Genomic DNA, 12,039 nt, shown 5'->3' with positions numbered 1-12,039 from the left:
GGGTCCCTCCGGGCTGCGCCCGTCACAGTGAACCGGGGCGCTGCGCGCCCCGACCGCTCCCGCTCCGCGTGAGCGGATGCGGCTCGCTCCGCTCACCGCCGGGTGGCACGCGCTCCGCGCCCACCACCCAACGGCAGGGCAGGCGGCCCGCGTTGCGGACCGGGGCCGGCCTGCGGCCGACCCGTGGCCTCCGCTGCGCTCCAGCCACCCCGGACGCGCCCCCAACTCCCGTGCGGGACAGGCGTGCCACGCTCCGCGCGGCCCACCAAGCGGGGCTCACGCCACGAGCAGCAGCAACAGGGAGGGGGGTGACGGTCAGTCGGGACGGGTGAGGGCGCACGGGGGTCGGCCTCTCAGTCGGGGGTGCGGATTGAGGAACCGTCAAGGCTTCTTGGGGGCTTGCGATAGGGCAAGAATAACAGCTTTCGGCCACGTTAGAGAGAATCTCGGGATTCCCTCTGTCTCTTTTCTGAGAGAAGGATAGACTCTGGACTCAGAGCATCCCACCCTCCGGAGCACTCCGAAAGGTTTTTGAGATCCACCGAACGGCCCGACCAGTGATCGGTTAGGCAGAGTCACGCCAGTTCGACCACCCTAGCTCTCCACAGGCTCTCTAGGTGCCTGGTCCCCGTTTCTCGCCGCTCCAGTCGACCGGACGGCATCCACGAGAAGGCAGACTGATATGTCGACCACTAACCGCGTTGACCAGCGCGAGGCAGCCCAACGAGAAGCCATTGATGCGGTCGTGCGTGCTCTCGAATTGCCTGCAAGATCACTTGTGCCCGAGCGAGGGCTCCGGACGCAGGTGATCATGGCGACCGGGTCCGGGAAGACTCGGGTGGCGGTGCGCAGCGCGGAGGAGCTCCACGCGGGCCGTGTGCTGGTGCTCGTGCCCTCGAAGGACCTGCTGACGCAAACCGAGGCCGCGTGGCGTGAGGGGGGCCGCCGGGGGCCGATGATCGGGGTGTCCTCGTTGCAGGGTGAGGAGGCGCCCTTTCCCAACACCACGGACGTGGACGAGCTGGTGGAGTGGACGCGGGGCCTGGACAAGGTCACCGTCTACGCCACATATGCCAGCCTCGGACTCGGCAAGCTGGAACAGGCGCACGCTGAGGGCTTGGCAGCTTGGGACCTGATCGTGGTGGACGAGGCCCACCGGGTTTCGGGCCGGATCGGGAAGCCGTGGGCGGACGTCCACGACAACCAGAAGATCCCTTCCCTGCGCCGTCTCTACATGACGGCCACGCCCCGACTGTGGCAGCTCGGGGACGAGGACGAGGCCGGCGCCCCCGGTGAGCTGGTCGCGAGCATGGAAGACGACCCCGAGGGACCCTTCGGCAGCCGCTGCTTCACCCTGACGCTCTCGGAGGCCATCGACCGGGGAATCTGTGCCCCTTACCAGGTCGTATGCGTAGACATCACTGACACCGCGCTCCAGGCCGCGCAGCTCCTGGGCACCGAGGGCCGCTCGGCAGAGGTCCGCGGGGCCCGGCTCGCCGCGCTACAGACCGCCCTGGTGAAGGCGTCCGCGGAGGAGAACTTCCGGCGCACGCTCGTCTTCCACCACGTCGTCAAGGAAGCCGAAGCCTTCGCGGCCGGCCTTCCCGACGTCGCCGCGCAGCTGCACGCCTCCGACCCCGAGCTGTACCCGAAGACGATCTGGGCGGACTGGGTCTACGGTGACCATAAGGCACTCCACCGCCGCCGACTGCTCGGTGAGTTCGCGGCCGGGATCGCCACGGACGGCACCGTCGTGGAGAAGTGCTTCTTGTGCTCGGTGAAGGTCCTGGGCGAGGGCGTCGACACCAAAAACTGCGACTCCGTCTACTGGGCCGACGTACGCGGCTCGATGCCCGACCTGGTCCAGGCCGTCGGCCGGGCGCTGCGGATGCAGCCCGGCGAGGGGAAGATGGCCTCGCTCGTGGTACCGGTGCTACTCGGGCCCGGGGAGACGGCGGACAACATGCTGACCTCCCGGGCGTTCGGCGGGTTGGCCAAGCTGCTGGAGGCGCTGCGGGCGCACGACGCGAGGATCGTGGAGACCCTCGCGGAGCAGCAGGCCCCGAGCCGCTACAAGCCCGTCAGCAAGGACGCCAGCGGGAAGAGCACGGGCGGGAGCGGCGAGGGTGCCGGAGGCGTCAGAGCCCCCGCCAAGGCCCTGCTGAAGTTCTCCACGCCCCGCGACCCGGCCGCCCTCGCCGCGTTCATCAACCTGCGCGTCCTCAACCCCGAGCACGAACACTGGCGGCGCGGCGTGGAGGCCGCCGTCATCTACACCCGCGAGCACGGCGACCTCCGCGTGCCGTTCACGTTCCGCGTGCCCGCCGTCGACGACCAGGAGGCGGAAGCCACCGGGTGGCCGGCCTCGCTTGCCGGTTTCCCGCTTGGGCAGTGGACCGCCGACGCGCGCCGGTTCTACGCCCGCGGCGAGATGGACGAGGACCGCGTCGCGCAGCTGGAGAAGCTCGGCATGATCTGGTCGCACTTCGACGTCGCCTGGGAGGAGGGCCTCACGGCCGCGCGCGGGTGGGCTGCCGAGAACGGGCACCTCCTGGCGCCGCTGGACGCTACCTTCCAGGGCGCGGCGGTGGGCATCTGGCTCAAGAACGCGCGGGCCGCCGCGAGGAAGGCGCAGGAGATCGAGCGGCGGCGCGCGGAGGGCCTGCCGGTGGAGTCGTCGGCCGGGGCGCTGTCGAACGAGCGGCGCGAGCAGCTGGAGGAGATCGACGCCTCCTGGTGCCCGTCATGGCCGGTGACCTGGCAGCGTGCCTTCCACCTGGTGCGGATGCACCTGGACACGGACGGGACGCTGCCCACCGAGGCGGGCGACGTCGTACGCCAGGGCGAGGACCTGGGGCGGTGGGTGCAGTCCGTGCGGTACGGGTGGGACCAGCTCACGACCGTGCAGCAGTGGATGTGCGAGCAGGTCCTCGGGATCGAACCCGCGCCCGACGAGGAGAAGCCGCAGCAGCCCCGTACGCAGGCCGACAAGTGGAACGCCCACCTGACCGCCGCCCGGCAGTTCTTCGAGCGCGAGGGGCACCTCAAGGTCCCGCGCAAGCATGTGGAGACCGTGCTCTCCGAGGACGGCCGGGAGGACCAGTACCGGCTGGGGGCATGGGTCAACAACCAACGCAGCCGGGCTGCCGGGCTGTCGCCGGAGCGGGTGGAGCAGCTGTCCATGATCGGGATGCGGTGGTCCTGATGGTGGGCGTCGTCGTCATCGTGGCCGCCGCGCTCGCGGCCGGCTATCTGCTCGGACGGCTGCGCTCGTGGCGGCGGGTGTCGGGGCAGCCGATCAGGTCCGCTTCACCGGGGCGTGGGTCCGGGGCGGCGTCGTGCGGCAGGCCGTCGTCGTCCTGGTCCACGTCGTCACCGTGCCGCGCACCAGCTGGCGCATCATGCGCACCCCGCCGCCGAGACCACGGTGCCGGTGCCCGTACGCGATCCGGACTGGGTTACCCACCGCACCCGAGCAGACAAGGGAGGCACCCTGTGAGCACCGAGCAGCCAGGCGCCGACGCGTACGGCCAGGAGCTGGCCGCCATCAGCCACCACCAGCACGAGGCCACGACGGCACGGTTCACCGTCTTCCAGGCCCTGGCCGCCGCCGGGATCGGGCACGAGCAGGCCGACGACATCGTGGCGAAGCTGGAGGCCGGGGCAGTGGCCGGCGCCCACACCTGGATCTCCGAGAGCAGCCCCCCGCACGGGTCCGAGCCGCGGTTCGAGGAGGGCTGGTTCGCCGGTGTCCGCGACGTCGCGAGCTACCTGCGGCGGATCGCAGACCGTACCGCCACCACCGAGCGCGGGCGCGCCGCCTCCAGCGCCATGCTGGTCGCCCACCTCCAACAGCCGTCCTCCCCCGCCCCGGAGGCGACGGCGGCGACCGAACCCGCCCCGGTCTCGGTGCCGCCGCTGGAGGCGAAGGACGTCCTGGCGGCAGCGGAACGCTTCCCGTGGGCCGTGCCGCGCCGGGCACCCGCCACTGGCCGGACGGGTCGGACTTCCTGGACGTCGCGCTGAGCGCGGTGGCCAACGAGGAACGCGCGGGGTACATCGAGCGCCTGGAGGCGTTCGTGGAGAAGCACCGCGACCGCCTGGAGGAGCTGCTGCGCGCGTACGGGCCGGGCAGCACACCCGCCTCGCACGGTCGGTACGCGCTGATCGGCCAGCCCGAGACCCTGGTCATCCTGGAGCGGCTGGAGGCCGCCCCGTTCCTCCTGCGCGGCCAGTGGGAGAAGGAGCTGGAGACCGTCCTCCTGGACGACCTCGAGTTCGCGTGGGGGCCGCGCATCCGACTCAGCCGGTGCGCAGCCGGGAACGGGCAGCGGGGCCGGGCAGGGTGATCCTGTCCGGCCCCGCTGTCATCGGGTCAGCCGAAGTCGAGCGTGTCCTGGGCAAAGTCGGCCGGGGCCGGGGCCGGGGCCGGGGTGGGCGGGGGCGCCGGCGGTCTCGCTGGGCGGGCGGCCTTCCAGCGTTCGGCCAGCTCGTCCTTCCAGCCCTTTGGCGGGGGCCACGGCACGCCCCAGGCGGCGAGCTGGTCTCGCTTCCAGCCGCCGGCGGGTGTGCGGGCGGCTTCGATCTCTTCGGGTGAGGGGAGGTACGTCATGGATGGTGCGCTCTCCGCGTTCAAGAGTTGCCCCGCAATGCGGTGACGGAAGACCGACAGGCCAGATGCCTTGCTCAGAGGGAGCCACCCTTCGGGCATGGGGGAGGTCGCAAGCGAGGGAGGTTGAGCGCCGACGGGTGCGTAGTACATCTCGGCCCGCTCTTCCCATGTGGTCGTTTTCAACGCGACCTGCTCGTTGAACACTTCCTGCCGAAGGTTGAGCATCCCGGCCTCGTTCAGCGCCCGGACGAAGTTCAGGAGCTCGATCGTGCCGACCATCGCCCAAGCCACCAGGGGTACAGCAGCACGAAACCGGTCGCGCAGTCCGAAGGTGTCGCCCTCCTTGCGGCGCTCTGGGTCGTGATGCACCACGTCTCCATAGATCCAGGCCATGGCCAGCCCGTGCGCATCGAGGTCACGCTCTTCGCCCGTGGACGTGTCAGCGACCATGAGCCAGTAGCCGGATTCGTCGCGCGTGGCGGGGCTCACCCGTGTTCGCCACTCAGCGCGTGCGGCCCGTATCCACGCCGCATCTTGCGGCGCTGCTCGACAGGTGTAGCCCAGAGCTGAGAGCGCCTTCATGTGAAAGCAGTCCTCCTGCTCCAGCAGAATCGGCCTGATACGCGCTGCCGCAGACTCGACCACTTCCTCGGGCGGCAGCTCGTACGAGATCCGGACCTCGCCTCGTTCGACACGGACGTTGATGCTCATGCGGGTCAGCTCGACAAGAGCGTCCCAGTCGGCGGCCAGCGAGTGTTCCTCCACCCTGCGGGCCCTCAACACGAAAGCTTCCAGCAAGCGCTGGTGCTTCTCGTCAAGAGTTTCCGTCTGTCCGCGCCTCACGCGTCGTCCACCTCCTATCAATCGCGTCCAGCATGACGTGCCTTCTCCGCCGCATCCATCCAATTAGCCGGGCTGATCCTTGCCAGAAGGAGAAGCGCGACTGGTCGGAAGGCGTGCCCCGGCTCAACGGCGCAGGCGCGAGAGCCAGCCGGTCTTCTGCTCGGGCACGGCCGGCTCCTGCTCCTAGTCGTGCTCCTCCCGCCGGGGGCTCAGGCCCCAGGTCCGGTCCAAGTCGGCCTCGTACTGCTGGTCGCAGTCCCCGCACAGAGACGGGTGCTTCGCTGGGGAAGCAGTCCAGCCGACGGGCTTGGTCGCCTTCCATCGTTCGTCGGTGAACGCGGCACCGCACTCGGTGCAGACGGGGCGCTCGGGGGCGGGCCAGAAGTCGTCCGACCCGGCCTCGCCGCGCGCCGGCTCCTGGCGCTCCCACGTACCGGCCGCCGGGCTTGCGGCGGTCGCGTTGGCCGTCTGCTTGCAGCTGTCGCACAGCTGCGGGTGGGAGTCCTTCGGCTGTACGGCCTCCCAGCGGGCGTCGGTGAACTTCGCCCCGCAGCCGGTGTAGACGGGGCGGCGGGCCTCACGGTCGGCGGCCTGCTTCGCCGCCTGCTCCTGGGCTGCCCGCCGAACCTGTTCCTGGTACGCCGCCGCCCGGGTCTTGGCCTCCTCTGCCTCACGGGCCTGGGCGACCTCGAAGCGTGGGTTGCCGATCGCCTCCAGGAGCGGCTGCGGGTGAGCACGACCGAAGCGTGCGAACACGACGCCGGACGGGCCGTGCTCGCGGAGGTTCTTCAGCCCGACCGCGATGATCGGGATCTTCCGGTCGTAGAGGTGGTGGCCGCCCCGCTGCCGCTCCCCCTGCCACAGGTGCCGGGTGAGCTCGTGCAGGCGCGGGATGGTGCGGTGGGGGTTGCGGGCGCCGAGGCGGTTGAACACCAGCAGCACCGGCGGGTGCGGCATATCGCCGAGGCGGCTTTCGGGGGCTGTCCAGCGGGTGCGCCACATCGGGCGCTCCTGGCCGTCGGTGTCCTTGATCCTCCGGCAGAGGGAAGCGGGCGTACTTCTCCAGCTTGTCGGCGATCTCCTCGGCGCTCTCGTGGCAGTTGTCGACCTCGATGAACAGCAGCGGCACCCCGTCCTGCGGGGCGGTGAGGACGATGTCGGCCTGGGCGCCGCCCTTCCCCGGCGCGTTCCAGGTGCCGGTGGCGGGCAGCGGGACCTCGGTCCGGTACGAGGCGATCGTGCCGATGCCGGCCAGCTCGCCGGCGGCGGCCTGGGCGCCCGCCCGGACGTCGGCCGGCTCGTCGACGAGCTTGTCGACGAGCTTGTCGACGAGCTTGTCGAGGTCCGGTTTCGGGCGCAGCAGGGCGATCACGGTTTCGTTGACGGCCATGGGGGGAGGCGCCGCTGGAGCCCGCGCCGCGGGCGGTGGAGCCCATCTCCGTGATCGGGCGCCGCAGTTCCCAGGAGGCGGCCTCCAGGCCCTTGAGGGTCAGGTTCCGCAGGGCCTCCCCCGTCGCGGTGGAGCCGCCGTTCTCGGACAGGCCGTGCTTGCGCAGGTCGGACAGCGCGCCGGTGTGCGAGGCTGTACGGGCCTGCTTCCGCTCGGCCGGGGTCTTCTTGCCGGCGTGCCGGAAGGTCAGGTGCGGAGCGCCGATCCGCTGGATCTGATCAGCCGTAGCCACCTTCAGCACCCCGAGCACGCGCAGCACATCGCCGCGGTAGTTGTTCGTCGACCCTGCCGGGTTGTTCCTCCGCTTTCCCGCCATCAGCTCTGCTCCTCGTGGTTCGCGGCCAGCCGCTGTCCGCGCCCGGCCTGGGAGGATGTCCGGGCCCCCGGAACCCGATGATCTCCTCTACTACTGACATCAAGAGGAGAGGAGAGGGTCGTGACGGTTCGGGATTCGCGTGAGTTAGCTGGCTGGCCAGGGGTTTTGCCGCCCCCGTGGGCGTCGGGTGCCAAAGGGGGGTTCCAAGGGTTCTCCGAAGGCGCGCCCTCAGGAGCCTGCTTCGGCCCGCCCGCCGCCACGGGCCGGCCTTCCGACGTGATCGGCCCGAGCGGGGCTGCTGCCCGGCCCCCGGGCAGGTGGTCGTCATCGTCTTGTCTCCTTCGCTGCCCCGGCCGGGGCGGTGACCGAAGGAACAGCGTGCCGAGGTCCCCCTTGACCGCAGTCTGACGACGGCCGCCAACGGGACAGGGCAAGGAGAAAGGCGACGGTACGCAGCGCGGGGCGGACCTGGGCAAGGGGGCAGGGCCCGGGCTCATGGACGAGCCGACTGCGGTGGGCAAGGGGGGTGGGATTTACCCCTTTCTGCTCGAATCGCAACTATTTGGTGGCGGACATCTCCGTATCTGTCCACAGGGCGGCGGCCGGAGCCTGCTGGGAGTCGCCGTGACCGCACGGCGAGCCCAGTCGAGGAGGCCTCATGCCGTACCTGATCCCGCTCCGCACGCCCCTCACCCCCGAGCAGGTGGAGCACGCCTTCGGCTACCTCATCGACCTGCAGACGGGCGGCGGGAACCTCGTCGCCGGCCGCGCGGACGCCGACCCGACCGCGGACTCCTTCGCCCTGGACGAGGTCGGAGCCATCCTGCTCTCCGCGCTGCGGGACTGGGCACGGGACTCCCCCACCACCGCCGCACCGGGCATAGCCCGCAGCATCATCCGCTTCACCGCCGACGTCATCCCCGCCCCCGACCACGCGGACACGTCCGACACCCTGGAGACGATGCGCGATGAACACGTGGAACGGGCCCACGCGGCGCACTCCGCGGCCGGCGTACCTCGGTAGCCGCACCACCGATCACCGCGTACCGGCCAGATGCGCTGCATCGTCGCCTCGACGGCGATGCAGCGTCCTCCGCCACCAGTCGGGAAGCACCCCGGGGCAGGGGTTCTCAGGGTCCGAGGCGTACGGAGCGCCCGCTTCGGCCGGTGCGGCGGATCATGCCGGACTCCTCCATCCGTCTCAGCTGGTAGGCGACCGAGCCGGTACTGGACAGACCGACCCGCGCACCGATCTCCCGGACCGTGGGCCCCTCGCCGTACTCGGCGATCCGCTCCCGGATCACAGCCAGGATCTGAACCTGACGCTCCGTCGGCGGCTTCATCACAAGTTCCCCGCTTCCCGCTCCTCGCTGCGGGCGAGGCGGCGCAGCTCCGCCCGGGCCGCCGGCGCCGGGGCGGGCGCGGCCGTCCAGAAGGGATGCCGCCGCAGCGCGGTGGACAGGTGCAGCAGGCGGCGGCGCAGCGTCGCGGTGTCCTGGCGGGTGGTGGCCAGGGCGGTGTAGGCGGTGTTCCAGTCGCGCTGGATCTGGAGGAGGTCTCGGGGGAAGGGGCGGGTTCGCGCCATGGCTCGAATTAGACCATCTGTTCGATTTTGGTGTCACGGCAGAACCCGCTGCGCGTGTGGCGACGTGGTCGGGCAGCTGTGGCCGGCACAGCTCCGCCGCTCGAGGGAGCCAAGGGCACCGGCGTCGCCCGCCGTCCTCACATTCCCCTCAGATTCGGCTCACGACTCCGCACGGATCGTGCGGGATGCTCGACGACGTCCGGGCCGTACGACAGCACACGACCTCCGAGGGGAAAACCATGTCCGCTTCGCAGACCTCTTCGACCGACCCAGCACCGGGTGTCACCGGGCCGGCCGTCACCGCCGCGGCCTCGCGCCCGGGCACCGACGGCGAGAGCGCCGACGCCGCAGCCGTCTACGTGGCCGCCGACGGCACCACGGCGGCCGCGGTCGTCGACGGCATCGGGCACGCCCCGGCCACCGTGGCCCTCGCGCCCGTCCTCGCCGAAGTCGCCGTCCGTACCGGCGCCGTACGCGGCGCACTGGCGGGCCTGCTCAATGCCGGCCTGCTCATCGCCGACCGCGGACCGGACGGTCACGGGCCGAACGCCGTAGCCGCGCTCGCCGTCAGCACCCCCGGCCGGGACACCGTCGCGGCCTGGGCCGGCGACTGCCGCATCCACGGATTCGACGGCATCCGGCTGCACCGGTACAGCACCGACCACACCGTCGGCGAGCAGCTGCGGCGCAACGGGGTGCCGTGGGAACTGGTCGCCGAACACGACGCCTGGCTCCGCGTGACGTTGGCCCAGGCGACGCCAGCCAGCGTGTACGAAGTCGTGATCCCCGCCGACGAGCTGGTGCTGCTCACCAGCGACGGCGTCCACGACCAACTCGACCCCGACTCCCTGGAGAGCCTGGTCCGTGAACACCACGACGCCCCGCAGGCCCTGGCCGACGCGCTCGTCGCCGCCGTACGAAGCGACGATGACGGCTACCGCGACGACGCCACCGCCCTCGTCCTCGCACCCCCCACCCGTCCGCAGCCCCCCGGCAGCGAACCGCGCGGCGCTGCCGCCCGACAACCGGCCGATGCCCTCCGTGGCCGTCTACGACCAACTCCTGCACCGGCCCCCGCCACCCACCGCTCCGTGACCGGCCCCGCCCCGCGCGGCCGGGTCAGGTGAGGCATCGTATGAGGGCGCGGCGCTCGGCGTCCTCGCGTTCCAGGAGGGTCTGGAGGACGGTCAGGTCGCGGTCGTGTGCGATGGCCTCGCCGATGATGGCGGCGAGGGTGGGGGCGATGGCTTCGGCCTGGGTGGTGGCGGTGCCGGTGAAGGAGCGGTGGTCGGTGGGCTTGACCGGGGCGGTGGGCAGGGCGAGGTCGGCGATCTGCTGTTCGGTGACGGCCAGGCGCTCGAAGACGACAGTGACGCCGGGGGCGTCGGCGGCGGCGAAGGCGGTGACGTCCTCGGCGAGCGCGGTGAACAGATGGATGCCGGAGGGGTCCCAGTCGGAGACGACCATGATGCGCACGCTCGCATGGCCGCCGACGGCCGCGCGGCGGGCTGTTGTACCCGGAGCCTGAGTAGCACGGCACCCCCACGGGCCGGCGACCGCGACCAGCTGCGGGACCATCCCGGCGGTTTCGCAGAACAGCTCGATCCGGTCCGCCTGACCCGCCTGCCGGTCCAGCCGGTAGCCGCGCGCGGCGGCGAGCTGCACCTGGCGGAAGTCCTCCGGGCCCGTGTACGCCACCGGCTCGACGGCGGTCTCGGAGTCGTCACGGACCGCCTCCCACGGGATGCGGCCGGAGCGGCGGGCCATCCCGAGGACCTCGACGAGCCGCTTGTAGGTCCGCTCCTCCTTGACCAGCACCCCGTCCGAGAGCACGGCGTACCAGATCTGCCGGACCGTCAGCGGCACCTGCTCCGCGTACCGGGCCAGTACCGCATCCACCGCGGCCAGCAGAGCGAGGGTGGCCGGCCGCGGCCGCCACTGAGGCTGGTAACCACGGGGACGCTTGTCGGGCACCACGGCCTCCCCACTGCCGAAGGACGCCTTGACGTCCCAGCATGACGGCCCGCCCGCTCCCCGCTCAACGCCCCGGCCGCCGACGACCGATCCGGCGCGGGTGCTGCACCCGCCGGTTGCTCTCACGGTGCAGTACACCGTCCACGTCCTGGCGCATGCCATCCGCGCTCGCCGGCTTTCCGCTCTCCCGCTCATTGAAGCGGCGCAGTTGGGCGGCGGTGAGTCCCAACGCCTCCAGTCCGGTGCACAGCGCCTCCCTGTCGACCAGCGCGGCGATGGCCCGAGGGGGTGATCTTTCCCCTCGAGTACGGGCGTGCAGCTCTAACCGAATGATCCAACTTACCTATTTTAATTGGCTATTGACACTGTTTATGACCTACTGTCATGTTCTGTTCCGTCGCTTCGAGGCGACCGAGCGAGAGGTGATCTCATGCCACGAGCACGCCTGACCGAGTACGACGCCGCGCAGGCCGCCAAGCGCCTGCGGGTGTCCGCAGCCGCCTTCCGGTGGGCCCGGCACACTGGTCTCATCCCCGACCCGGACGCATCGCCCTACCAGTGGTCCCAGGCCGCCGTAGAGGAGCTGGACGCCGACGCCGTCCGGGCCGCGATGCCCACCCCGCCGATCTCCGGCAGCGCGGCGGCGGACCGGATCGCCGACGCGCTCGGCACCCCGAACCCGACCGCGTACGGCGAGAAGGCGAACGTGACGACGTTCGTCGTCCGGCGCCTCATCGACCGCGGGCTGCTCACCGAGCTGAGCGCGAACCCCGACGGATCACTGCTCCACCCCGGCCAGGTCGCCGACGTCTGCCGGCGCGAGGATCTGGCGGACCTGGTCGCCGCCGACACCCCGCTCGGACCCGAACAAGCCGCCGAACGGCTCCGGCTCCGCAGGGCCGACTGGAATCACCTGGTACGCCTCGGCTGGGCCCGCTCCCCGCAGTCGATCGAGGTCCGCTTCGGCACCAGCCGGGCCGGTGCCGTCGACGTCGCCCTCTACACCACCGCCTCCGTCGACGCGGTCATCCCCGCCCACCCCGAGTGGGAACAGCTGCGCACCGTCGAGAAGGGCCAGCGCTCACCCCTCGCGGCGCTGCATCCGGCACCCGCATCCGCCTGACCCCGGGCAAACTCCGCGGCGCTACGCCGCCAGCCGCGTCCAGCCGTCCAAGAGGGCGGCCAGGGCGCGGCGTTGCGCTTCTGCGCGGGCGTCCTGTCGGGCGGGGACGGTGCGGTGGTTGTCCTTCGGCAGAAGC

At 71.3% G+C, this 12,039-nt stretch carries 12 protein-coding genes; 7 read left to right on the top strand and 5 right to left on the bottom strand.

The window, feature by feature from the left end; genetic code table 11:
* The first annotated feature begins 682 nt into the window (after positions 1-682).
* The 3 genes from IF55_RS35095 to IF55_RS35085 all read left to right on the top strand — a co-directional run bounded on the left by IF55_RS35095 (position 683) and on the right by IF55_RS35085 (position 4,349).
* Positions 683-3,205 (top strand): DEAD/DEAH box helicase, encoded by a 2,523-nt coding sequence (locus tag IF55_RS35095; RefSeq protein WP_078645783.1) that lies wholly within the window; start codon positions 683-685, stop codon positions 3,203-3,205.
* A gap of 290 nt (positions 3,206-3,495) precedes the next feature.
* The gene (locus IF55_RS35090) at positions 3,496-4,026 is read left to right on the top strand and encodes a hypothetical protein (RefSeq protein ID WP_030892455.1); all 531 of its coding nucleotides are present in this window, start codon (positions 3,496-3,498) and stop codon (positions 4,024-4,026) included.
* Positions 3,960-4,349, top strand: a complete 390-nt coding sequence (locus tag IF55_RS35085; protein ID WP_048833081.1) for a hypothetical protein — start codon at positions 3,960-3,962, stop codon at positions 4,347-4,349. Before IF55_RS35090 ends, IF55_RS35085 begins: the two co-directional genes overlap by 67 nt.
* Positions 4,350-4,375: 26 nt before the next feature.
* Here the strand turns inward: IF55_RS35085 and IF55_RS35080 are convergent, their stop codons facing one another.
* Both IF55_RS35080 and IF55_RS39630 read right to left on the bottom strand, forming a co-directional pair.
* Entirely contained in the window at positions 4,376-5,455 is a 1,080-nt protein-coding gene (locus IF55_RS35080; RefSeq protein WP_063764092.1) for a hypothetical protein, read from the bottom strand.
* Positions 5,456-5,638: 183 nt separating this feature from the next.
* Positions 5,639-6,457: a hypothetical protein gene (locus IF55_RS39630; RefSeq protein WP_157854601.1), complete on the bottom strand. Its 819-nt coding sequence runs from the start codon at positions 6,455-6,457 to the stop codon at positions 5,639-5,641.
* Positions 6,458-6,548: 91 nt separating this feature from the next.
* On the opposite strand from IF55_RS39630, the gene IF55_RS39625 reads away from it, so the two are divergent.
* Entirely contained in the window at positions 6,549-6,899 is a 351-nt protein-coding gene (locus IF55_RS39625) for a hypothetical protein (protein ID WP_157854603.1), read from the top strand.
* Between the two features lie 980 nt (positions 6,900-7,879).
* Positions 7,880-8,245, top strand: a complete 366-nt coding sequence (locus IF55_RS35065) for a hypothetical protein (protein WP_048833080.1) — start codon at positions 7,880-7,882, stop codon at positions 8,243-8,245.
* A 106-nt stretch (positions 8,246-8,351) separates the two neighbouring features.
* Here the strand turns inward: IF55_RS35065 and IF55_RS35060 are convergent, their stop codons facing one another.
* Both IF55_RS35060 and IF55_RS35055 read right to left on the bottom strand, forming a co-directional pair.
* On the bottom strand, positions 8,352-8,564 hold the full coding sequence (locus IF55_RS35060; RefSeq protein WP_030892464.1) for a LexA family protein: 213 nt from the start codon (positions 8,562-8,564) through the stop codon (positions 8,352-8,354).
* On the bottom strand, positions 8,564-8,806 hold the full coding sequence (locus IF55_RS35055; RefSeq protein WP_030892467.1) for a hypothetical protein: 243 nt from the start codon (positions 8,804-8,806) through the stop codon (positions 8,564-8,566). Before IF55_RS35055 ends, IF55_RS35060 begins: the two co-directional genes overlap by 1 nt.
* A gap of 239 nt (positions 8,807-9,045) precedes the next feature.
* On the opposite strand from IF55_RS35055, the gene IF55_RS38005 reads away from it, so the two are divergent.
* Entirely contained in the window at positions 9,046-9,933 is an 888-nt protein-coding gene (locus tag IF55_RS38005; RefSeq protein ID WP_245661658.1) for a SpoIIE family protein phosphatase, read from the top strand.
* Here the strand turns inward: IF55_RS38005 and IF55_RS35045 are convergent.
* Positions 9,926-10,780, bottom strand: coding sequence for a hypothetical protein (locus IF55_RS35045; protein ID WP_051776252.1), 855 nt, complete (start codon positions 10,778-10,780; stop codon positions 9,926-9,928). The genes IF55_RS38005 and IF55_RS35045 overlap by 8 nt on opposite strands.
* 430 nt (positions 10,781-11,210) lie before the next feature.
* Between IF55_RS35045 and IF55_RS35035 the strand changes: the two genes are divergently transcribed.
* Positions 11,211-11,903, top strand: a complete 693-nt coding sequence (locus IF55_RS35035; protein ID WP_030892477.1) for a hypothetical protein — start codon at positions 11,211-11,213, stop codon at positions 11,901-11,903.
* The last annotated feature ends 136 nt before the right edge of the window (positions 11,904-12,039 follow it).

This window comes from Streptomyces varsoviensis, assembly GCF_000718635.1.
In the GTDB taxonomy this organism is placed as follows: domain Bacteria; phylum Actinomycetota; class Actinomycetes; order Streptomycetales; family Streptomycetaceae; genus Streptomyces; species Streptomyces varsoviensis.
This window is presented reverse-complemented; position numbering and strand designations above follow the sequence as displayed.

Bases quoted from the DNA above. Each gene is read 5' to 3' on its own strand.
- IF55_RS39630 (WP_157854601.1), bottom strand. From the start codon at position 6,457: ATGTGGCGCACCCGCTGGACAGCCCCCGAAAGCCGCCTCGGCGATATG.
- IF55_RS35035 (WP_030892477.1), top strand. From the start codon at position 11,211: ATGCCACGAGCACGCCTGACCGAGTACGACGCCGCGCAGGCCGCCAAG.
- IF55_RS38005 (WP_245661658.1), top strand. From the start codon at position 9,046: ATGTCCGCTTCGCAGACCTCTTCGACCGACCCAGCACCGGGTGTCACC.
- IF55_RS35060 (WP_030892464.1), bottom strand. From the start codon at position 8,564: ATGAAGCCGCCGACGGAGCGTCAGGTTCAGATCCTGGCTGTGATCCGG.
- IF55_RS35095 (WP_078645783.1), top strand. From the start codon at position 683: ATGTCGACCACTAACCGCGTTGACCAGCGCGAGGCAGCCCAACGAGAA.
- IF55_RS35055 (WP_030892467.1), bottom strand. From the start codon at position 8,806: ATGGCGCGAACCCGCCCCTTCCCCCGAGACCTCCTCCAGATCCAGCGC.
- IF55_RS35065 (WP_048833080.1), top strand. From the start codon at position 7,880: ATGCCGTACCTGATCCCGCTCCGCACGCCCCTCACCCCCGAGCAGGTG.